The organism is Marinobacter similis, from assembly GCF_000830985.1.
GTDB lineage: Bacteria > Pseudomonadota > Gammaproteobacteria > Pseudomonadales > Oleiphilaceae > Marinobacter > Marinobacter similis.
Window position 1 is genome coordinate 2,687,405 of sequence record NZ_CP007151.1, and the last position, 21,831, is coordinate 2,709,235.

The window sequence follows — 21,831 nt, forward strand, 5'->3', positions numbered from 1 at the left end:
GTTACAAATTGGTCGTAGGAATAGGCAAAGTTTTGCCGCCGCCTGCCGATAAACTGATCAACAAAGAGGTTCGCCCCCTCTAGGAGGCACGGTTATGGCAAGTATTTCTTCATTGGGTATTGGTTCTGGAGTCTTGAACTCCGATCTGGTCGATCAGCTGGTGAGAGCGGAACGGGCGCCTACTGAAAATCGTCTGGATAGCCGTGCTCAGCGGGCTGAAACGCTGATTTCAGCCTACGGCACCCTGAAAAGCGCCATCACTGAACTCCGTCTTCCGATGCGCCAGCTCAGCGCACCTGATAATCTCAAGGCGTTTTCGGCTTCGTCATCCAATGAAGACGTCGCTGTCACCGTTGATAGCTCCAAAGCCGGCCGTGGCACCTATAATGTCGAGGTTTTGAGCCTTGCACAGTCCCAATCCCTGGCCTCGGACCCCTTCGCAGACCGCGACAGCACTTCCGTTGGTACTGGCACGCTAACCATCTCATCTGGAGATAACACAGCCTCGCTGACAATTGATGGTTCTAACAATACCTTGCAGGGATTGGCAGACGAGATCAACGGAGCGGGCATTGGCGTTTCCGCCGGTGTGATTGACACCGGCAACGGTTTTCGGCTGGTGCTTTCCTCAGAATCTACAGGTGAAGCGAATGCGGTTTCGATTTCTGTAACTGACGACGATGGCGTTAGCGATGATGGGGCAGGTCTTTCTCAGTTTGTGTTTAACGAGAACACCCAGAATATGCAGGAGACAGTGGCGGCGCAGGATGCAAGGGTGAAAATCAATGGTATTGAAATCAGCCGCTCGACTAACTCGTTTGCTGATGTGATTGATGGATTGAGTTTTGAGGCGAAAGCTGAGGGTGTATCTTCTACCATCAAGGTTGAACAGGACTTCGGCGCAGTTGCTGATCGGGTTGGCGCGTTTGTAGAGAAGTTCAATGCCTTGCAGTCTACTATCAATGGCCTGTCGGGATTTAACGCTGAGACAGGTCAGGGTGGGATTCTTTCTGGAGATACCGCAATTCGGTCGGTTCAGTCCCAGTTGCGAAACGTACTGGGGCGTGTTGTGCCAGGCCTGGAGAACGCCAGTGTCCGGACTCTTGCCGATGCCGGTATAACGACGAACTTTGAAACTGGTGGGTTGACCTTCGATCGTGCGAAGTTTGAAGAGCAGTTGCGGAACAATCCCGATGATGTAACGGCGCTCTTTGCAGAGCAGGGGCGCACCACCAATGCCAATGTTGAGTTTCTGTCATCCGGTATAGGTACTACGCGTGGCAACTACGCTATCGATATCACTCAAGCTGCAACGCAGGGTGGAGTGCTTGGTGACACAGCCTTGGCGGATGGCGTTGTAATTGACGCCAGCAACGACGAGATTGAATTCACTGTCGATGGGTCCACCAATTTTTCTATCCAGCTGACCCAGCAAACCTATAGCTCGGCCCAAGATCTGGTGGCCGAGATCCAAAGCCAGCTTGACAGTAATGCCGCTCTGAGCGCAGCTGGCCAGTCTGTCCGGGTTGGCCTGGACGCCAATGGTGTTCTTCAGTTCACCTCTGGTGCTTTTGGAAGCCGATCAAACGTAAGCGTTATGTCGGTAGAGAATGGCGCGGCGCTTGGTCTTTCTGTGAAAACCGGCACTCTTGGCAAAGATGTGGCTGGCACGGTAAATGGTCAGGAAGCATCAGGTGATGGCCGCACTCTTGCGGTAACTGGTGCTGGCGGTGCGCAAGGCATGCAGCTTCAGGTCGCTGGGTATACCGATGGAGATCTTGGTCGGGTAAATTATATTGAGGGTATTGGTGAACAGGCGGTTAATCTGGTTACCGATATCGTGGGCGCTGATGGGATTCTTGATACCAAGACAGAGAGCCTTAATCGAGATCTGGAACGAATTGAGGAAGAACGAATTCGCCTTGAAGATCGGATTGAGTCTTATCGGGAAAGATTGGTAAGTCAATTCTCCGCCGCGGATTCCCTGATTTCCCAATTGAACAGTACTGGCGATTACTTGACGCAGCAGCTTTCGGCGCTTGCACCCCAAAACAACCGGAACAACTGATCGGCGTTCGCCGGTTAGCGAATGAAGAGGTCTTATATGAACGGTTTACAGGCATATCAGCGCGTAAACGCTCAAACCAGCATCACCGATGCAGATCCACACAAGCTGATCCAGCTTTTATACAACGGTGCTCTTGAGCGCATCAACATGGCAAAGGCGCGGATGCAGGCGAAGGATTACGAAGGCAAGGGCAAGCTGATATCCAAGGCGATTGAGATTATCGGCGGCTTGCGCAGCTTCCTGGACTTTGAGAAGGGCGGCGATCTGGCTGTTCGGCTGGAAGGTCTCTATGACTACATGGAGCGGACGCTGTTCGAGGCCAATGCAAAGAATGATGCTGCCAAGCTTGATGAGGTTGCTGATCTGCTCCGAGCGATTAAAGAAGGCTGGGATGGAATCCGTGAAGAAGCTGTTGGTCGACAACAGGCTGTCTAAACCGATGACTTGATTGTCATGCTATCCGCGGCTATTGGGCAGCGTAATACCCCAGCCCAATAGCCATTCCCCCCGCTCTCCCGTACAATATGCGCCTTATTTTCGATACATCCATACTGTTCAGTCTGGAGCAAGGGCATGTCTGATATTAAGAAGGTGGTGCTGGCCTATTCCGGTGGCTGGATACTTCCGTCATCGTTCGGTGGTTGCAGGACACTTATAACTGTGAGGTGGTGACCTTCACCGCCGACATCGGCCAGGGTGAGGAAGTGGAGCCGGCGCGGGCGAAAGCCGAAGCGCTGGGAGTGAAGGAAATCTACATCGAGGACCTGCGCGAAGAGTTTGTGCGCGATTACGTGTTCCCGATGTTCCGCGCGAACACCATCTACGAAGGGGAGTACCTGCTGGGTACTTCCATCGCCCGTCCATTGATCTCTCGCCGTTTGATTGAAATCGCCAACGAGACCGGCGCCGATGCCATCTCTCACGGTGCGACCGGCAAGGGTAACGATCAGGTTCGCTTCGAGCTGGGAGCCTACGCACTGAAGCCTGGCGTAAAGGTAATTGCACCCTGGCGCGAGTGGGATCTGAACTCCCGCGAGAAGCTGCTGGCTTACTGCGATGAGCGTAACATTCCGGTGGAGAAGAAGAAGGGCAAGTCCCCTTACTCCATGGATGCCAACCTGCTGCACATCTCCTACGAAGGCATGAACCTGGAAGATCCCTGGGCTGAGGCCGAGGAAGACATGTGGCGCTGGAGCGTGTCTCCGGAAGCCGCTCCGGATAAGCCGACTTACGTTGAGCTGACTTACAGCAAGGGCGATATCGTCGCCATCGACGGCCAGGACCTGAAGCCTCACGTAGTGCTGGAAACCCTGAACAAGATGGCGGGTGACAACGGCATTGGTCGTCTGGACATCGTTGAGAACCGATACGTGGGCATGAAGTCCCGTGGCTGTTACGAAACACCGGGCGGTACCATCATGCTGCGCGCCCACCGCGCCATTGAGTCGATCACGCTGGACCGCGAAGTGGCCCACTTGAAAGACAGCATCATGCCGCGCTACGCCGAGGTGATTTACAACGGTTACTGGTGGTCTCCGGAACGTGAAGCGCTGCAGGCGCTGATCGACCAGACCCAGACCTACGTGAACGGCACCGTTCGCCTCAAGCTCTACAAGGGCAATGTTGAGGTTGTTGGCCGGAAGTCGGATGACTCGCTGTTCGACGAGAAGATTGCCACCTTCGAAGAAGATCAGGGTGCGTACGATCAAAAAGATGCGGAAGGCTTTATCAAGCTTAATGCGCTGCGTCTGCGCATTGCGGCAGGAAAAGGCCGTAAGCTCTGACTTTCGCCTTTAGTTAGCCTTTGGACGCCCGGAACTCTCCGGGCGTCTTTCCTTTCATTGCCTTGAATTTCCGGTGAAACGATGTGGTTTCACTGAATCCCAGCCGTAACGCAATATCCGGAATCGCCAACTCGCTGTTGAGTAGATAGTCCTCGGCCATGGTCTGCCGAACCTCATCCAGTAATTTCTGATACGACACGCCTTCCTGGCTCAGCCTGCGTTGCAGGGTCCGGCTGTTCATGCCGAGCTGGTCCGCCACCACATCCTGCCTTGTGACTCCCTGCATCAGCTGCTGCCGAATGCTGCCCTTTACCTGTGAGGCCAGATCGCTCTCAGTGTCGGAGCTGGTTTCGAGCGATGCCAGCTGGGTGAGAGCGTGTGCCTCCAGGGTTTTGCGCAGCATCGGGTCGGGTTGGCGCAGCCGCGTGTTCAGCAGTTCCTTGCGAAAGGTCAGGCTGTCTTCATCGGCAGAGAAGTGCACGGGGCAGTTCCAGCGTGACCGGTACGCTTGCTCGAGTTCTTTGCGCGGCGATGGCCGTTTCAGTTTCACCAGGCTGGGCGCGGCGGCCTCGTCATCGGCCAGCCAGCGGGCGTAATTCACCCAGGATGAGAATACGTTATCCACCAGGTGGGGCCGCACGGCGGGATTGTCGTAATTGCAGTGCCACAGCAGCTTGATGTTGTCGCCGGCCATGGCGAGGCGGGTGGTGCCCATATCGCCCACGAGTTTTTCGTAAGGCGCGATGCGGGCCACGGCTTCACCCAGGGTGGCGCAGCTCATGGTGATGTAACCCAGCACGCTGTAGGAGCCGGGTTGAACGAAATCGCCGGTCTCCAACCCGAGAATCGGATTGCCGGTCTGATCCACCAGTTGCTCGATGAATGCCTCGAATTGCTCGCCGTCGATGCGGCCGTCGTTGCTGTCCAGGATGGCGGCATCTAGCCCGGCTTTGCTGAACAGTGGAGCAGTATCGACGCCGGCAGATTCGGCGGCGCGAACATACTGGCGAAGTGCGGCAACGGATGTGGTTCCGAGGGATTTCATGGCTACAACACAGTGTCTTGGAGTATTTGTTGCTTATTGTTGGTGTGAGTATAACGGATCTGTGCCGTTAGAACTTCGGTGGTAAGAAGCTTTCGCGGTAACAACCTGGTGCAGCAGCAGTGGGAGCAGGGCAGTGGGGCTAAAAACAAAAAGGCCAGCTGATAAGCTGGCCTAAAGATAAGGAAAGAACGAAAGTGCCTGAAAAATTCGTTAATCCGGTGGATCTCTGTCAGTAACCTGGCCCATATGGCGGCGGAGGTACTACACGGCCCCTCCGCCATGGGGGATACTGCTTAAATCCACAATCCCAGAATAGGGCTTTCGCTTCTTAGTGTCTGTGGGTTATGTGTGTCGCACTGTTACGGAGTGTTCGAAAACCGATCAACTGCGTTTCACGCCTCGGTTGCCATCTCCGGCGCCGTTTCGGTGAATCGACGGGTTTCATAGGCGTCCACCAGGCCTTGAACGGCGGTGCGCTCCACGTCCTGCACCGAAGGCGTGCCGTGCTCGGCATCGGCCTTGCACAGCACCATGCCCGCTTCTACCGAGATATAACCGGCGGTGGTTTTCAGGGCCTTGTGGTTGATGCCATCAAACACTCGCCGAAACGCCGCGGTGGTGCAGTGATCGCTGTTCGGGAAATGGGCAATCAGGGCGTACTGGTTATCGCCAACCCGGCACAGGGAATCGATAGGGCGCACCAGGGTGGTTAGACGCCGGGCGATGCCCACTGCCAGTTCGCTCATCACCGCGGGGGAATGCTTGCGTTTGAGCTCCTGCCAGTTGCGAATGCCGCACAGTACATAAGCGCAGGCGCCACCGCGGGATTCGGCATGGCGCAGCACTTTTGCCAGACGGTCACGACCGTAGCGGCTGTTGCCAAGGCCGGTTTCCAGATCAATGATGTTGGTGGCTTCCAGCTCGCGGTTGTTCTCCACCAGCAGGGCGTTGGCCCTGAGCAGGGTGTTCTGCCGATCCGCCATGCGATCCGCCGCGAAGATCCGCGGGATCAGTTGCTTGGTCATGTCGGACTTGTAGATGAAGTCGTCCACGCCCCGGTCGAAGGCTTCCGACAGGGCTTCGATGCTCTCCCGGGCGGTCAGCAGAATCACATAGGTGTAGTGGTTATTCTGCTCATCCTGTTGCCGCACCTGGTCGGTGAGCTGCAAGCCGTCCATCTCGGGCATCAGCCAGTCGGCAATCAGCACGCTGACTGGCCGTTGCTCCATCAGCTCCAGTGCGGCGGAGGCATTATTGACGATGCGCACGTCGCGATATCCGGCCTTTCGCAGCGTTCGGCCAACCACCATGCTGCTGAATTTGGCGTCGTCGACGACGAGGATCGGGAGGTCCAGGTTTGGCATTGGTATCGACTTCTCATCAGTCCATTGTCAGATGCGGCAACCTTTGCCGGGTGCGGTCCGGCGTGGGTCTTGTTATGCTTTGGCACCTTGAACATTCGGGAATAAATTTAGGCCACAGTATACCCTCAGTGGCCGCTGGAGAATAACGACCATGCCTTCTTTTGACATAGTTTCTGAGATTGATCTGCACGAAGTGACCAACGCGGTGGACCAGGCCAAGCGCGAGCTGGGCAATCGCTGGGACTTCAAGAACGTTGAAGCTGACATCGAACAGGACGACAAGGGCCTGACCATCAGTGCCGAGCAGGAGTTCCAGCTGGAACAACTGATGGACATGCTGCGGATGGCCTTTGCCAAGCGCAACATCGATGGCCGCGCTATCAGCGAAGACGGCGAAAGCAAAGCTGGCAAGCTGGTGAAGCAGCACCTGTTGCTGAAGCAGGGCATCGAGACCGAAATGGCGAAAAAGATCGTGAAGATGATCAAGGACGCCAAGCTAAAAGTGCAGGCCAGCATCCAGGGTGACAAAGTCCGTGTGACCGGCAAGAAGCGGGACGACCTGCAGGCTGCGATGGCGATGCTGCGTGAGGCAGAGCTCGACATCCCGCTGCAATTCAACAACTTTCGCGACTGAGCGGGAGGTTTTACCATCTTCTCCAGCGACCGCCGCGCCCTGATCCGGGAAGCGCTGTACACCTACACGCGATGGCAGGTTATTGCCCTGCTGTTTCTCGGATTCTCGGCGGGGCTGCCGTTCCTGCTGGTGTTTTCCACCCTGAATGCCCGGCTTGCCGACGTGGGCGTGGAAACCGCAACCATTGGCTTCTTCAGCTGGCTGGGGATTACTTATTCCATCAAGGTGTTCTGGGCACCGGTGGTGGACCGGCTGAAACTGCCGCTACTCGACCGCCTGCTGGGCAAGCGGCGCAGCTGGATAATCCTGGCCCAGACGGGCATCGCCACCGGGCTGTACCTGATGGCCCAGGTGGACGCCACTGCGGCGCCGGAAATGATGGCCCTGTGTGGGCTGCTGGTGGCCTTTTCCTCCGCGACCCAGGACGTGGCCATCGATGCCTACCGCATAGAAATCGCCGAAGAGCGACTGCAGGCCGCGTTGGCAGCCACCTACATCTTCGGCTATCGCCTGGCGTTGCTGGTGGCCGGTGCGGGTGCGCTTTACCTGGCCGAGTTCTGGTCCTGGCAGGTTTCTTACGAAGTGATGGCCGCGTTGGTGGGAGTGGGCATGCTCACGGTGCTGATCGTGCGCGAACCCACCGTCAATCATTTCGCTGCGGCTCAGGACATCGCCCACAAAATCGAACAGGAAGCTGCCAAGCGCGCTCATCTCAATCCCCGCGTGGCACGCGCCGTTGGCTGGTTCTACGCTGCAGTCGCCGGCCCCTTCGTGGATTTCTTCCGGCGTTACCGGGAGCTTGCCGTGCTAATCCTGGTGATGGTGGCGGTCTACCGCATTTCCGACATCGCCATGGGCGTGATGGCCAACCCCTTCTATCTGGACTTCATGGGCTTCAGCAAAACCCAGGTGGCAGACGTCACCAAGATCTTTGGCTTCTTCATGACCATCGCCGGCTCTGGCGGGTGGTGTGATGGTGGTCCGTTACGGCGTGCGGAAAATCCTGCTGCTGGGCGCCATCATGACCGCCGCAACCAACTTGCTGTTCGTTCTGCTGGCCCAGTACCCGCCCGACATCGTCACTCTGGCGGTGGTGGTCAGTGCCGATAACCTCAGCGGAGGCATCGCCAACGTCGCCCTCATTGCCTGGCTCAGCAGCATGACCAGTGCCTCGTTTACCGCCACCCAATATGCCTTGTTCAGCTCATTGATGACGCTGCCGGGTAAATTTCTCGGCGGCTTCTCCGGCATCGTCGTGGCCGATTTCGGCTACGCCCAGTTCTTCCTGGTTGCCGGGGTCATGGGCGTACCCGCCATCCTGTTGGCCATCTTCATGATGCGCCAAGGCAAAAGACTCGACGCGTTGGCCCCAAGAAAGAAGGAAGAAATTGAGCCCGGATCAGAACCCGCGCTTCGGGAGTCCTGAGCAGTGGAAGCCACAAAAGACCAAAAAATCTGGCAGGTAGTCCTGTCAATTCCAGAGGGAAAAGTCGCCAGCTACGGGCAAGTCGCCAGCATGGCTGGACTAGGCCGCCAAGCCCGCTACATCGGCCGAGCCCTGGGCAAACTCCCGGCCGGCCACACCGTTCCCTGGTACCGAGTAATCCGCAGCAACGGCCAAATAGCTTCCCAGAAGGCACCGAAACGTTTGCTACGCAAAAGAAGCTGCTAGAGCATGAGGGAGTAGAAGTTAAAAACGGAAAGGTACACATGGGACGCTATCAGTGGCGCCCCTAGTTTTTTCTCTTTTTCAGTAAGCCTATCGAAATGGTTCGTAAGTCAGGGGGTGGGGTGTCTTTTCTGCCGGAAAAAAGATGTCTGAGCGAAGCGAGTTCGTTTTCCAAAAGAAAAGACACCCACCCCCTGGCCAGCCCCCAAACCCAACAAGCTAGGAGGCCAAAGCACAAAGCCCGAAGCCTAAAGCCGAAGCGCCCCATCCACCTCAATCATCCGCCCCGACATATAATCGTTCTCAAAAATAAACGCCGCCGCCGAAGCAATCTCCTCCGGCTTGCCCATCCGCTTCAACGGAATCCCGGCCGTCATCTTCTCCAACGCCTCCGGCTTCATCGACGCCGTCATCTCCGTCTCAATAAAGCCCGGCGCAATCCCCATGCACCGAATGTCATAACGCGCCAGCTCCTTCGCCCACACCGGCACCAGGGCAGACACCCCAGCCTTCGCCGCGGAATAGTTACTCTGACCCATGTTGCCAGCCCGGGAGATCGAAGCAATATTAATGATCACACCCTGATCGCCATTCTTGATCATCTGGGTAGACGCTTCCCGGCCACACAGGAAAACCCCGGTCAGGTTTACATCAATCACCGCCTGCCACTGGGACAACTCCATCCGTTTTACAATCTGGTCGTCCTCACCCTTGACCATCAGGCCGTCCCGCAGAATGCCGGCATTGTTCACCAGGCCATTCAGCTGGCCGAAATCCCGAACGATGGCCTCAAACGTCTGCTCCACATCCTCTTCTTTTGCCACGTTGCAGACGTAAGTCTTGGCATCGCTGCCAGCCAGCTTGCAGGCCTCGGCCGCTTCGGCCAGTTTCTCCGGCATCAAATCAATCAGCGCCAGTCGCGCACCTTTGGCGGCCAGATACTCGGCCATGGCACGGCCAAGCCCCTGGCCGCCGCCGGTAATTGCAATCACAGAATCTTGAAGTTTCATGTTTCGCCCTAATCAACAAAGCAGATAGTGTTGCGTGTACTGAGTGCGCGGAGTATACCAGACCTTATCAAACCCACTTCAGACCCTGAGGTTCTGATGTCCGTGTTCCTTTTTCTATTTATCGTTATGCCAGTGGCCGAAATGGCGGTGCTCATCAAGGTGGGCGGCATCATCGGCGTGCTGAATACTATCGGGCTGGTGTTGTTGACCGCAGTCATTGGTGCCTGGTTATTGCGGCAGCAGGGCCTGGCCACGTTGCTGAAGGCCAATCAGCGCCTGAACAGCGGTGAGTTGCCCGCGAAAGAAGTCGCCGAAGGGCTGATCCTGGCGGTCGGCGGCGCACTGCTGCTTACTCCTGGTTTCATCACCGACACCATCGGCTTTTTGTGCCTGCTTCCGGGCTCTCGTCATTGGCTGGCGTCCCAGGCCCTGAAGCGCATGGTGGTTTCCGGCCAGAGCCGGGGCTTTCATTTTCGAGCCGGTGGGGGCACAGGTCCGTTTGGTCAGGATCCCTTCGGTGGAGCCGGTGAAAACCCCTTTGGCCGGCAGCGTCCGTTTGATCGGGACAGCGAGGGCAACATCATCGAAGGCGAGTATCAGGATCAGACCGAAACCGATCATGATCGCATCGAAAAAAAGTGAAAATTTTTGAGTCAGGGGTGTTGAAAACCCCTACGCAAACCCCACATAAGTTGCACAAGTTCGCTGCGGGCTGATAACGGCTGGAAAACAGCAAGTTAGGCAGCCGGGCAATTTGGCCGGATGACGCTTTGCAAGTCCGACCTTTTTAACAGCAAATGTCATTGCCACATTAATCTGACTATTGGAGAAGCCGAGCAATGAAAATTCGTCCGCTACACGATCGTGTTGTCGTGCGCCGTAAGGAAGAAGAAGAGAAAACTGCAGGTGGCATCGTGCTGCCGGGTAACGCCAAAGAGAAGCCTTCCCAGGGCGAAGTCGTTGCCGTAGGCAACGGTCGCATCCTGGATAACGGTGAAACGCGCGCGCTGGCGGTAAAGGTGGGTGACACCGTGGTCTTCGGCCAGTATGCCGGTAACACCGTAAAGGTCGACGGCGAAGAGCTGCTCATCATGAGCGAAAACGACATTTACGGCGTGCTTGAGTGATCGCTGAGGCGACTCGCACGAACCCTCATTAATCCGATTTATTCAGTAACTTCGGTTTAACGAACAGGAATAGAAGACATGGCAGCAAAAGACGTTAAATTCGGTGATAGCGCTCGCAAGCGCATGGTCGCAGGCGTCAACGTACTGGCAGACGCAGTAAAAGTGACCCTCGGCCCGAAAGGCCGCAACGTGGTTCTGGAAAAATCTTTCGGTGCGCCGACCATCACCAAAGACGGTGTGTCAGTAGCGAAAGAAATCGAGCTGCACGACAAGTTCGAGAACATGGGCGCCCAGATGGTCAAGGAAGTTGCTTCCCAGGCCAACGACACCGCCGGTGACGGTACTACCACCGCAACCGTTCTGGCCCAGGCCATTGTTAACGAGGGCGTGAAGGCAGTGACTGCCGGCATGAACCCGATGGATCTGAAGCGCGGTATCGACAAAGCCACTACCGAAGCGGTCAAGGCAATCCGTGACATGGCCAAGCCATGCGACGACAGCCGCAACATCGCCCAGGTAGGCACTATCTCCGCCAACGGCGACGAGACCATCGGTAAGCTGATTGCCGACGCCATGGAGCGCGTAGGTAAAGAAGGCGTCATTACCGTTGAGGAAGGCCGTGGCCTGGAAGACGAGCTGGACGTAGTCGAAGGTATGCAGTTCGATCGCGGCTTCCTGTCTCCGTATTTCATCAACAACCAGGACAACATGTCCGCCGAGCTGGATGACCCGTACATCCTGCTGGTCGACAAGAAGATCTCCAACATCCGCGAACTGCTGCCGGTGCTGGAATCTGTTGCCAAGGCTGGCAAGCCGCTGATGATCATCGCCGAAGATATCGAAGGCGAAGCGCTGGCTACCCTGGTAGTGAACAACATGCGTGGCATCGTTAAAGTCGCTGCAGTTAAGGCGCCTGGCTTTGGTGATCGTCGCAAAGAGATGCTGCAGGACATCGCCATTCTGACCGGCGGTACTGTGATCTCTGAAGAAGTGGGTCTGAGCCTGGAAAACACCACCCTGGATGATCTGGGCACCGCCAAGCGTGTCAACATCACCAAGGAAAACACCACCATCATCGGCGGTGTGGGTGCGCAGGCCGATATCGAAGCTCGCGTTGAGCAGATCCGCAAGCAGATCGAAGACAGCTCCTCTGATTACGACAAAGAGAAGCTGCAAGAGCGTGTTGCCAAGCTGGCTGGCGGTGTTGCCGTCATCAAGGTAGGCGCAGGCTCTGAAGTAGAAATGAAAGAGAAGAAGGCCCGCGTTGAAGACGCGCTGCACTCCACCCGCGCTGCGGTTGAAGAAGGCATTGTTGCCGGCGGTGGCGTTACCCTGATCCGTGCTATCGCAGCACTGGATGCCGTGGATGCGATCAACGAAGAGCAGAAAGCTGGCGTGAACATCCTGCGTCGCGCTATGGAAGCTCCGCTGCGTCAGATCGTATACAACGCCGGTGGCGAGTCCTCCGTAGTTGTTGCCAAGGTTCGTGAAGGCGAAGGCTCATTCGGCTACAACGCCTCTACCGAGCAGTACGGCGACATGCTGGAAATGGGTATCCTGGATCCCGCCAAGGTAACCCGTTCGGCACTGCAGGCAGCCGCTTCTGTTGCGTCTCTGATCATCACCACTGAGGCGATGGTTGCAGACGAGCCGCAGGAAGAAGGCGCCGGCGGTGGTATGCCGGACATGGGTGGAATGGGCGGAATGGGAGGCATGGGCGGCATGATGTAATGCCGGCCTGATCCCAGTCACGTTCGGAGCGATCCGGACGTGGCCCGATCTACCTAAAAACCCCGCGTCAGTTCGCACTGGCGCGGGGTTTTTGTTTTTTTCTCATGAACTTGCCTCAGGCCTTTGCTAGACTCGGCTACCGGTCAATTGTCTGTGTGTACCCGAATGAGCAACGCTGAATCCAAATCTTTTCTCCGCCCCGGCAAGCTGGTTCTGTTGAGCTTGCTGGCATTGGTGGTGTACGCGGTGGCCTTATTGGTTTGGGTGCCGGCAGGATGGGTATGGCAGCAGGTCTCCGGCCAGGTTTCTCTTCCCCAGCAGGTGGAGGTCCGGCAGGTATCCGGGCGCGTTTGGGACGGGGCTGCCGGGTTGATGGTGGCGGGTTACCCACTGCGCGTGGACTGGCAGCTCGGCTGGCCCTCCCTGACTGAACTGTCACTTCCTGTCGATCTCTCTATTGCCTCATCCCAATCTGAAATTGAAGGTGATATCACCGTCGCCTGGCCCCAGCGGGCCGAAATCAATGCCAATGGCCAGGTGGTGGTCAGCGAGTTTAAAGACCTCATTCGTCGCGCTGGTGGCGCCATGATCGAGGGCAATGTTTCCATCGATCGGCTGAATCTGGTGTGGGAAGATAACCGCGTTACCCTGGCTGAAGGCCTTGGCCGCTGGGCTGGTGGCCAGGTTTCCTGGCCAATGGGTAATCGGACCGGGCAGGCCCGGTTCCCGCCCATGCAGGCCGAGCTTGATACCACCCAGGGCGGCGTTGCCTTGACGGTGGCGGAGCAGGGCGGTGATGGCCCGGCGGCCGATGCGCAAATCTTGTGGAACGGCATGATGGAGCTTCGCGTCTATAAACGCATGGTGGATCTGGCGGGGCAGCCCTGGTCGGATTCCGCGAGCCCCGGCGATGTGGTGTTCCGGGTCCGGCAGCCATTGCTGCCAGGAGCACGCTGATATGCCTGCGATGAGCGCACAGACCCAAAGTAAAATTTCCAGAATCCTGGCCAACCTGCTGCTGGTAGCCTGGTGATCTACCTCGGAATAGCGCTGGCCAAGGTGACCTGGCTCGCGGCCTGGGACGACAGGCCGGTGCCGGTCGCGCCCGTGGCAGCTGGTGGCACTGGCACAGACGGCTCGGGCTTGTCGTTCCCCATGGCCAGCTTTGAATTTTTCGGCCGGCCGCCAAAGCAGGCGGGCGTGGCCGAGGTGGTCAAGCGATCAGCGCCCGAGACCGGCCTGCGGCTGCGGCTTGAGGGCGTGCTTGTAGGACAGCGCCCAGAAGACTCCGGTGCTATAGTTGCAGGAAGCAATGGAGAAACGTCGTACTTCCGGGTCGGCGACATGCTGCCGGGCAATGCTGAGCTGGCCGAAGTGGAGCCGAGCCGCATCCTGATTCGCCGCGGCGGTCGCTACGAGTCACTGACCTTCGAGGAATCCGAATCGGGTGGGCTGGTTGCAGAGGCCACGGGGCAGCCGGCAGAATCGTCACCGGATGCCTTTCTGGAGAGTGCCCGGTCACAGTTGGACAGCCAGGGCGTGGCAGCGCTTAATGCCTATGGTCTGAGCCCGGTGGATGATAGTGGAGCGGCTGGATATGTTTACAACGGTTCCAATGCCATGCTCAATGCCGTTAACCTTCAGGCCGGCGATGTGATCACCGCCATTAATGGCCAGCGTCTGGGCGACATAGAACAGGACAAATCCCTGCTTGAGAGCTGGCGTGGCCAGGCTCAGGTGGATATAGAAATCGAGCGTGACGGGTCCATCCTCACCATCAGTTATGCCATACCCGAGCAGTGGCGCTGACCGGGTTCATTGATACAGGACGAAATCGCCACATGTATAACCACAAGACCAATATTCTGCGGGCGTTTGCCCTGCTTATTCTTCTGCCTCTCATGTCCGTGGCCCACGGGCAGGAAGAAACCTGGCGACTGAACCTGAAGGATGCCGATATCCGGGCCTTCGTCACCCAGGTGGCAGACATCACCGGATACAGTTTTGTGGTGGACCCCCGGGTCAAAGGCAAGGTAACGGTCCTGTCCAGCGCCCCGATGAACAAGGACGAGATCTACGATCTGTTCCTGGCGGTGTTGAATGTCCACGGCTTTACCGCCATTCCCGGTGAGGAAGTGATCAAGGTGGTGCAGCAGGTGGACGCCAAGCAGTCGGCTGAATCCATGTCCCGGTTTGAAGAGATTCCCTCCGAGCAGCTTATTACCAGAGTGATTCAGATCGATAATGCCAACGCTCTCGAGCTGGTGCCGATCCTGCGTCCGCTGGTGGCCAAGTACGGGCACCTTGCCGGTGTCGCCGCGGCCAATGCCCTGATCGTCAGTGATCATTCCTCCAACATCCAGCGCATCGAACAGATCGTTCGTGAACTCGACAGCCCGTCCAAGTACGAAGTGGAAGTGATTCAGCTGGATGAAGCCTGGGTTGGCGATATGGTCACCCTGTTGCAGGAGCTGGCGCCGGATGAGTTGGGTCGTGCCGGTGGTGAGAATGCCGCACGTAAGTACAGCGTGACCGCCGATGAACGCAGCAACCGCCTGATCCTGCGCGGCGACCAGAATTTCCGTGACAAGATGCGCGGACTGATCCGTCAGCTCGATCAGCCTTCCGCCTCTGGCGGCACCACCAAGGTGCTCCGCCTGAAACACGCCGATGCCAAGAAACTGACCGAAATCCTGAAAGGCGTAATGGGTGAGCTGGCTAAAGAAGGTTCCGGGGGCGGCAGTGGCGGATCTGGCGGCACTAAGCCGGGCAGCAATTTCGCGGTGTTTGCTGATGAGGGTCTGAACGCTCTGGTGGTTCGGGGTGAGCCTTCACTGATGCAGGAAGCCGAGCAGATCGTTGCGCATCTGGACGTGCGCCGGGCCCAGGTGCTGATTGAAGCAGCCATCGTTGAAATCAGTGACGACCTTGGTCAGGACCTCGGTGTTCAGTTTGCCGTGGGCGATGAGTCTGGTGAGTCGACGCCGGTCGTTGGAACCAATTTCAGCAACGTTGGCCGAAGCCTCAGCGAAGTAATCGGTGCCTTGGCCTCTGATTCGATCATTGGTCCGGCTGCGGGTGGTGTCACCATTGGCGCTGGCCAGCGCGATAGGGATGGTATTACCTGGGGTATTCTGTTGCAGGCCCTGTCGACGTCTGCAGCCGCTAACCTGTTGTCCACGCCAAGTATCATTACCCTGGATAACCAGGAGTCAGAGATTATCGTGGGTCAGAACGTGCCGTTCCGAACCGGTGAGTCGACTGTGACTGGCGACGGCACCACGAACCCGTTTACCACTATCGAGCGCCGTGACATTGGCCTGACCCTCAAGGTGACCCCCACCATCAGTGCCGACGGACTGGTGCGGCTGGTGGTTGAGCAAACCACGGAAAACGTTGCGGACAGCATTGAGAACGCCTCTGACATCGTGACCAACAAGCGGGAGATCAAGACCACCGTGCTGGCGGACGACGGTGAGACTATCGTTCTGGGCGGCCTGATCCGTGATGACTACCAGATCAACAAGAGCAAGGTGCCCCTTCTGGGTGACATTCCGTTCATTGGTCGCCTCTTCTCGTCCGAGTCCGAGCGACGGGTCAAGCGTAACCTGCTGGTATTCCTGCGCCCAACCATCATGCTGGGCAAGACTGAAGCTGTAGCCGTCACCGACGACAAGTTCCAGGAGCTGTGGGAAGTGAATCTGGATATCCGGAAGAAGCTGGATCTGCCGCCGGTAGACGCCAGCCCGGATATTGAAGTGCTGTTCGATGGCCGCAAGCGCCAGGAGATGGGTGAAACAATCAATCCCTAAGCCGTGAGTGGTGGCATCGGGCAGTCGATCTGGTCGGCCACCAGTCTCATCAGTTCGTATTCACGCACATCGACACGGCCATCGTGGGTAATGCAGTGCCCACAGGCATCAATAATAGCGGGCTTGAGCAAAGGCGAGAGCCCGTTCAGTGTGGTCAGCGCCTCCCGTAACTGGCGCATGGTTACCTTCTCAAGAACCGCTTGATCCTGCCCCTTCGTGTTCTGCCTCTTGGTATTATCAAACCCTGCCATTGCCTCCCGGTATAACGACTCGGCATCCGAGGCGCTCTTCGTTCCAGCGCGGGCAAACAGACTCAGCAGCCTCTGAATTGCCGGCATTACCGGACGGTATTTCCGGTACCGAACCGGCATTACCTGACCGGCGCTGCGCCCAGGTGGCGTGACAAGAAGCTGGTCAGGGCCAGCTCGAACAGCGACATACGGTTGTCTGCCGCAACCAGCTTCTGGACGTTGGTGATCAAACCTTCCCGTTCCTCCGGGTCCAGTTTCCGCAAGGCCGGCATGGCCAGTTCAAGGGCGGGGAATCGCACCTCCTCGCCGATCGATTTCAGGGCGGGAATCAGCTTGTCCAGAAGATCCTGCTGGCCGCCCAGCACCGGGTGGTCGGGAATCATGGCCAACAGCCGATGTTGCTCCTCCCGCGATACTTCAGCAATCACCAACCCATAGCAGAGCTGGATAGCGCCGGCGCGGGTATACAGCAGGCTGCGAAACGTAGCGGGTAGCCGGGCCAACAAGCGAGTGGCGAAAGCCTCGCCCTGGGGCGATACGGTGCCAACCCGTTCTGACAGCTTGCCGGCTGCTGAAGAAGGGGGAGCCGCATTGCTAGAGGCCAGGGGCGAGGTACTGGTGCGTCGCAGCGGTGCCACCACCTCTGCCCCCAGGCCGGCAAAGCCGGTGGCCTGGGCCGGGCCTTGAGAGCTGGTAGCGGCGCGCAGGTCAGCTCCGGGCTGGCTATCCCTAAGCCGGCTGCGGAGACGGGCCAGCATGCCCGGCTGAATCTGGTTGATGCGCTCATCGATGGGCGGGTGTGAGGCCAGCAGGGAGGCGAACTTCATCCGCGCACTTTCCCCGAAGCACATGTGGTTCATGTCGCTGGCGTGGCTGGTGGTGTCCAGGTAGCCGCCTTTCAGGCCGATCTTGAACAGGGCCCCCGCTATGCCCTCGGGGTTGCGGGTAAATTGCACTGAGGAGGCATCGGCCAGTAATTCCCGTTGCCTGGACACTGCCGCCTGAATCAGTCGGCCAAAGAAAACGCCAACGTAGCCAATGATCAGCAGCGCGATGCCAATTACACCAATGGCGGCCTGGCCTCGATTATCGCCCGACGAGCGCACAGACCTGTGGCGGCTGTAGAACGACATCCGCATCAGGAAACCGCCAATCTGGCCAATCATCAGAATCCCGGCCAGCAGGGCAATCAGGCGAACGTTCAGGCGCATATCACCGTTGAAGATATGGCTGAATTCGTGGCCGACCACGCCCTGGAGTTCATCGCGGTTAAGTTGAGTCAGGGTGCCATGAGTGACCACCATAACGGCTTCGCCCGGCGTGTAGCCGGCCACAAAGGCATTAATACCGGTTTCCTGATCCATCACGTATAGCTCGGGTACCGGTACGCCACTGGCGATGGCCATTTCCTCGACCACATTCCGGAGCCGTCGCTCGTCTCGGTCTTGGGTGTCAGGATCAATGGGGCGGGCACCCACCATCTTGGCAACCCGCTCACCGCCGCCGGCCAGATCCACCCAGCGAATAAGCGAAGTCACGCCGATCAGGGTGACCACCGTTGCAGCAGTGAGGAGGCCATGGCGGGACAGCAGCCAATCGAGAAAGGCGAGGCCGGAGGACTCACTGCGAGTGACGAAGTAGCCGACCAGGGAAACGGCCAGCATGATCAATACCACCGCCGTCAGGAACAGCAGGACCAGCACGCTGGTGTTGCGCCGGGCACTGGCCTGGCGCTGGAAGAAACCGGGATGAGCCATGGGTCAGGGCGTCAGAAAGCGACTTTTGGTGCCTGGCGGGCCTCAGGTGTTTCAAGTTCGAGTTGGGCGGTCTCTTTGAACGCACACATGCCGGCGAGAATGTTGTTGGGGAACTGTTCGCGGAAAATGTTGTAGCTCATAACGCCATCGTTGTAGGCCTGGCGCGCGAAGGCGACGCGGTTCTCGGTGCTGGATAGCTCTTCCATCAATTGCTGGATGGTTTCGTTGGCCTTCAGCTCCGGGTAATCCTCGGCCACCGCATAGAAGTTCGCCAGGGCTTTGTTCAGCAGATTCTCTGCACTGCCCAGGCGCTGGATCTTGGTGCCGTCGCCGGGATCGCGGGCCGCGTCTTTCTGGGCGCTGACAGCGTTGTTACGAGCTTCCATGACCTGGGTAAGGGTGGTCTGCTCATGGGTCAGGTAGGCCTTGGCGGCCTCAACCAGGTTAGGGATCAGGTCGTGTCGACGTTGAAGCTGCACGTCGATCTGGGCGAAACCGTTCTTGAACTGGTTTCTCAGGGACACCAGTCGGTTGTAAATAAACACCAGGTAGATGACTACGACGGCGATAACAATCAGGCCAATAACAGTTGTTCCCATGTTAGCTCCTCGGGGGATTCAATTGGTTAAACGTTGTTCTCGACCAGCTGCTCATGAAAGTGTTCTACGAACCGTTCGAAGTCATCGGGCAGCAGTGGCTTACTGAAGAAATAACCCTGCGCGAGCTTGCAGCCGCGCTGAGTCAGATAGTATTCCTGCTCGGCAGTTTCCACACCCTCAGCTACCACCGAGAGATTCAGGCTCTTGCCCAGATCAATGATGGTGTTGGCAATTCGGGTGTCGTCCTCGTTCACCAGCAAATCGCGAATGAACTGTTTGTCGATCTTCAGGTGCTGGACCGGCATCTGTTTAAGGTAAGTCAGCGATGAGTAACCGGTACCAAAATCGTCAACGGCTATATGGATGCCGGCCTTGTTCAAGCGATGCAGTTTGGCGACGGCATCCGACAGGTTGGTCATAAAGCTGGTTTCGGTGACTTCCAGCTCAAGTCGGCCAGCGGGGATATCGTGCCGGTGCAGCGTGTCCAGAATATCGCCGACAATGCCAGCCTGGCGCAGCTGCACGGCAGACAGGTTGACGGCAATGCGCAGTGGCGTGCCCTGGTCGGCCCAATGTGCGGCCTGGGCGCAGGCCTGGTCCAGAACCCATTGGCCAATTTCAACAATGATCCCGTTGGCTTCGGCAATAGGAATGAAGTCGTCCGGTGGCACCAGGCCACGCAACGGGTGTTCCCAGCGGATCAGCGCTTCGGCGCCGATAACACGGCGGCTCTCAAGGCTGATCTGGTTGATAGACCAGGTGAAATTCTTCGTTGGCCAGGGCCTGGGACAGGTCCTTCTCCATCTGCCGGCGATCACGAATTTCCTGATCAATGCTGGCAACGTAGAACTGGAAGTGATCGTTGCCGCTCTGCTTGGCCAGGGTCATGGTTTGCTCGGCACTCTGCAGCAGGCGGTCGGCCTTATCGGCGTCAGCCGGGAACAGGGCCACACCAACGGTAGCCGTCATCGCCACGTGCTGGTGCTCAACCATCATCGGGCGGCCGATGCAGGCAAGAATCCGTTCGGCAGTGTCAGCCGCCTGAAAACCATCTCGCAGGTTTTTCTCGACGATCACGAACTGGTCACTACCCAAGCGCGCAATGGTGAAACGGGAGCTGCCGAGCTGGCCTGTGAGGCGGTCAGCGACGGTCTGCAGAATCAGGTCACCGCTGCGGAAGCCACACTGCTCGTTCACGGATTTGAAGTCGTCAATACCGCACACCATCAGCGACAAAATGCCTTTGCGGGACTCCGCTTCCTGGATGTCCCGGGCGAGCAATTCCATAAAGGTGTCGCGGCTGGGCAGGCCCGTCAGCTGATCGTAGCGGGACAGGCGGCTGACCCGATCCTCGGCCTCGCGATGACGTTTCTGGGTGTCGGCGATGGCGACCAGTAGATTATTGGTGGCGTTCACCCACAGTCCCAGTTCATCCCGATCGTGTCCGGCCGGGATAGTCACCAGGCGGTCGTCCGGGTGTTCCGGGTCCACTGCTTTCACAGAGTGCACTATGCGGAGTAGGGGCCGGGTCAGGAGGAGGTGGAAAACAAGATAAAGTACCACGCCGAGTATAAGTGCGGTCGCGACCCCGGAGGCAAAGGTGACGGTTGCCCGATTGAGCCAGGTTCTGGCAGCGGGAACGGTGTCGTAATGAACTTCGAGATAGCCATAGACCGTTTCCGGTGCTTCATCACGAACCAGGGGGACCCGGTAGGTTCGGTCGGCATCAAAGATCGGATCGGTCATCGGTCGGAATGATGTTTGGTGTAAAGGGCGGTTGCGGGTGCCAAGAGCCTCGTCATCGGGATGGACAATGGCGGCCAGGTGCACGGCATCCATGGCGAAGAGGCCATCCACCACTTGCTGGGCCAGCTCTGAATCAATACTGAAAACTGCCTGGGTAGCCGCGTCCCTGACCATGGAGATGGTCTGCGCAGCCTGGCTATCAAGGTCCCTGGAAACACGCCCGGCGTCCAGGATCACCTGCACGGTGCTGATAATGACACCACTGATAAGCTATAGCGAGAATGCGCCCGAAGATGCGGTAGCCCAGGCGATGCTCAACCTTGAAGGAGTTTTTCATTCAGGTCTGTCTGTAATCGTGTTTATCAAAGATTCATGGTCGCACATGAATCGCTGTTTTCGCGACGACTGGTCCACGTTTCGCCGAGGAGGCTGTCCCACTCGCTTAACCTGTCTGAGTATCGGCGATTTTTTCAGATAATGCAGGACGAGGGTGTATCAATTTGTAAGGCTTTGGGTCATCCAGACACACAAACGCCCGCACAAGGCGGGCGTTTGAGCTTGTACAGCCTATGGCTGCGGCCTTTTGGCCAACCTGGCCAGGTAATCAGGCCAGGTTTTCGTTCACGAAATCCCAGTTCACCAGGTTCCAGAACGCTTCCAGGTAGTTCGGACGGGAGTTGCGGTAATCGATGTAGTACGCGTGCTCCCAAACGTCTACCGTCAGTACCGGCTTGTCGGCGCCGGTCAGCGGAGTTTCGGCGTTGCTGGTGTTGGCGATGGCAACGCTGCCGTCTGCCTTCTTCACCAGCCAGGTCCAGCCAGAACCGAAGTTATTGGCGGCCTTGTCGTTGAACTCTTTCTTGAAGGCATCGAAGGAACCGAAGGCTTTCTCGATGGCGTCCTTGGCTGCACCAGTGGGCTCACCACCGCCGTTCGGGCTCAGGCAGTTCCAGTAGAAAGTGTGGTTCCAGACCTGCGCGGCGTTGTTGAACAACGGACCGCTGGCGCTCTTGATGATGTCCTCGAGCGACTTGTTGGCGTTGTCCGTACCTTCAACCAGGCCGTTCAGCTTGGTTACGTAAGTGTTGTGGTGCTTGCCGTAATGGTACTCAAGGGTTTCCTGAGAGATGTGCGGTTCCAGAGCGTTCTTTTCGTAAGGTAGTGCGGGAAGTTCAAATGCCATGAGGTCGTTCTCCCTGTCTCTCTGTTATGTGAGTGTACAACTCGTCAATAT

Annotated in this window: 20 protein-coding genes and 2 pseudogenes; 13 read left to right on the forward strand and 9 right to left on the reverse strand. The window is 57.6% G+C overall.

Annotation, left to right across the window (positions count from 1 at the left end; genetic code table 11):
- The first annotated feature begins 94 nt into the window (after positions 1 to 94).
- The 3 genes and pseudogenes from fliD (at position 95) to AU14_RS12425 (ending at position 3,852) form a co-directional block, all read left to right on the forward strand.
- Complete coding sequence (fliD, locus tag AU14_RS12415; RefSeq protein ID WP_041341230.1) at positions 95 to 2,068, forward strand: flagellar filament capping protein FliD; 1,974 nt, start codon at positions 95 to 97, stop codon at positions 2,066 to 2,068.
- A gap of 36 nt (positions 2,069 to 2,104) precedes the next feature.
- Entirely contained in the window at positions 2,105 to 2,503 is a 399-nt protein-coding gene (gene fliS, locus AU14_RS12420) for a flagellar export chaperone FliS (protein ID WP_041341233.1), read from the forward strand.
- 138 nt (positions 2,504 to 2,641) lie between these two features.
- Positions 2,642 to 3,852 (forward strand): annotated as a pseudogene (locus AU14_RS12425) (argininosuccinate synthase).
- 13 nt (positions 3,853 to 3,865) lie between these two features.
- Here AU14_RS12425 and AU14_RS12430 read toward each other — a convergent pair.
- A complete protein-coding gene (locus AU14_RS12430) occupies positions 3,866 to 4,897 on the reverse strand; it encodes an AraC family transcriptional regulator (protein ID WP_041341235.1) in 1,032 nt (343 codons plus the stop codon).
- Between the two features lie 392 nt (positions 4,898 to 5,289).
- Positions 5,290 to 6,261, reverse strand: a complete 972-nt coding sequence (locus tag AU14_RS12435) for a GGDEF domain-containing response regulator (protein WP_041341237.1) — start codon at positions 6,259 to 6,261, stop codon at positions 5,290 to 5,292.
- 151 nt (positions 6,262 to 6,412) lie between these two features.
- Between AU14_RS12435 and AU14_RS12440 the strand changes: the two genes are divergently transcribed.
- The 4 genes and pseudogenes from AU14_RS12440 to AU14_RS19130 all read left to right on the forward strand — a co-directional run bounded on the left by AU14_RS12440 (position 6,413) and on the right by AU14_RS19130 (position 8,632).
- On the forward strand, positions 6,413 to 6,895 hold the full coding sequence (locus AU14_RS12440; RefSeq protein WP_041341239.1) for a YajQ family cyclic di-GMP-binding protein: 483 nt from the start codon (positions 6,413 to 6,415) through the stop codon (positions 6,893 to 6,895).
- Between the two features lie 129 nt (positions 6,896 to 7,024).
- Complete coding sequence (locus AU14_RS12445) at positions 7,025 to 8,005, forward strand: MFS transporter (protein WP_407942801.1); 981 nt, start codon at positions 7,025 to 7,027, stop codon at positions 8,003 to 8,005.
- Positions 7,887 to 8,321, forward strand: a complete 435-nt coding sequence (locus AU14_RS23915) for an MFS transporter (protein WP_407942802.1) — start codon at positions 7,887 to 7,889, stop codon at positions 8,319 to 8,321. The genes AU14_RS12445 and AU14_RS23915 overlap by 119 nt, the downstream gene beginning before the upstream one ends.
- 3 nt (positions 8,322 to 8,324) lie before the next feature.
- Positions 8,325 to 8,632, forward strand: a pseudogene (locus tag AU14_RS19130) (MGMT family protein).
- Positions 8,633 to 8,812: 180 nt separating this feature from the next.
- On the opposite strand, the gene AU14_RS12450 reads toward AU14_RS19130, so the two are convergent.
- Complete coding sequence (locus AU14_RS12450) at positions 8,813 to 9,574, reverse strand: SDR family oxidoreductase (RefSeq protein ID WP_041341242.1); 762 nt, start codon at positions 9,572 to 9,574, stop codon at positions 8,813 to 8,815.
- A 96-nt stretch (positions 9,575 to 9,670) separates the two neighbouring features.
- Here AU14_RS12450 and AU14_RS12455 point away from each other — a divergent pair, with 96 nt between their 5' ends.
- From AU14_RS12455 to gspD, 6 genes are all read left to right on the forward strand, one after another.
- Positions 9,671 to 10,216 carry an FxsA family protein gene (locus AU14_RS12455; protein ID WP_041341245.1) on the forward strand — a complete coding sequence of 182 codons (546 nt, stop codon included), beginning with the start codon at positions 9,671 to 9,673 and terminating at the stop codon, positions 10,214 to 10,216.
- Positions 10,217 to 10,413: 197 nt separating this feature from the next.
- Complete coding sequence (gene groES / locus AU14_RS12460) at positions 10,414 to 10,701, forward strand: co-chaperone GroES (protein WP_041341247.1); 288 nt, start codon at positions 10,414 to 10,416, stop codon at positions 10,699 to 10,701.
- Between the two features lie 78 nt (positions 10,702 to 10,779).
- Positions 10,780 to 12,432 (forward strand): chaperonin GroEL, encoded by a 1,653-nt coding sequence (gene groL, locus AU14_RS12465; protein WP_041341250.1) that lies wholly within the window; start codon positions 10,780 to 10,782, stop codon positions 12,430 to 12,432.
- Between the two features lie 165 nt (positions 12,433 to 12,597).
- Positions 12,598 to 13,389, forward strand: coding sequence for a type II secretion system protein N (locus AU14_RS12470; protein WP_041341253.1), 792 nt, complete (start codon positions 12,598 to 12,600; stop codon positions 13,387 to 13,389).
- A gap of 72 nt (positions 13,390 to 13,461) precedes the next feature.
- Positions 13,462 to 14,241 carry a type II secretion system protein N gene (locus tag AU14_RS12475; RefSeq protein WP_236744049.1) on the forward strand — a complete coding sequence of 260 codons (780 nt, stop codon included), beginning with the start codon at positions 13,462 to 13,464 and terminating at the stop codon, positions 14,239 to 14,241.
- A 32-nt stretch (positions 14,242 to 14,273) separates the two neighbouring features.
- Positions 14,274 to 16,244 carry a type II secretion system secretin GspD gene (gspD, locus tag AU14_RS12480; RefSeq protein WP_041341256.1) on the forward strand — a complete coding sequence of 657 codons (1,971 nt, stop codon included), beginning with the start codon at positions 14,274 to 14,276 and terminating at the stop codon, positions 16,242 to 16,244.
- On the opposite strand, the gene AU14_RS21720 is transcribed toward gspD, so the two are convergent.
- From AU14_RS21720 to sodB, 6 genes are all read right to left on the reverse strand, one after another.
- Positions 16,241 to 16,582 (reverse strand): hypothetical protein, encoded by a 342-nt coding sequence (locus tag AU14_RS21720; RefSeq protein ID WP_236744050.1) that lies wholly within the window; start codon positions 16,580 to 16,582, stop codon positions 16,241 to 16,243. The two genes, gspD and AU14_RS21720, sit on opposite strands and share 4 nt — an antisense overlap.
- 32 nt (positions 16,583 to 16,614) lie before the next feature.
- Positions 16,615 to 18,252 (reverse strand): M48 family metallopeptidase, encoded by a 1,638-nt coding sequence (locus AU14_RS12485; RefSeq protein WP_236744051.1) that lies wholly within the window; start codon positions 18,250 to 18,252, stop codon positions 16,615 to 16,617.
- An 11-nt stretch (positions 18,253 to 18,263) separates the two neighbouring features.
- Entirely contained in the window at positions 18,264 to 18,851 is a 588-nt protein-coding gene (locus AU14_RS12490; RefSeq protein ID WP_041341259.1) for a LemA family protein, read from the reverse strand.
- 26 nt (positions 18,852 to 18,877) lie between these two features.
- On the reverse strand, positions 18,878 to 19,669 hold the full coding sequence (locus AU14_RS21725; protein ID WP_236744052.1) for a putative bifunctional diguanylate cyclase/phosphodiesterase: 792 nt from the start codon (positions 19,667 to 19,669) through the stop codon (positions 18,878 to 18,880).
- The gene (locus tag AU14_RS21730; protein WP_236744053.1) at positions 19,584 to 20,840 is read right to left on the reverse strand and encodes a diguanylate cyclase domain-containing protein; all 1,257 of its coding nucleotides are present in this window, start codon (positions 20,838 to 20,840) and stop codon (positions 19,584 to 19,586) included. Before AU14_RS21730 ends, AU14_RS21725 begins: the two co-directional genes overlap by 86 nt.
- Before the next feature lie 361 nt (positions 20,841 to 21,201).
- Positions 21,202 to 21,780: a superoxide dismutase [Fe] gene (gene sodB / locus AU14_RS12500; protein WP_041341261.1), complete on the reverse strand. Its 579-nt coding sequence runs from the start codon at positions 21,778 to 21,780 to the stop codon at positions 21,202 to 21,204.
- Positions 21,781 to 21,831 lie beyond the last annotated feature (51 nt).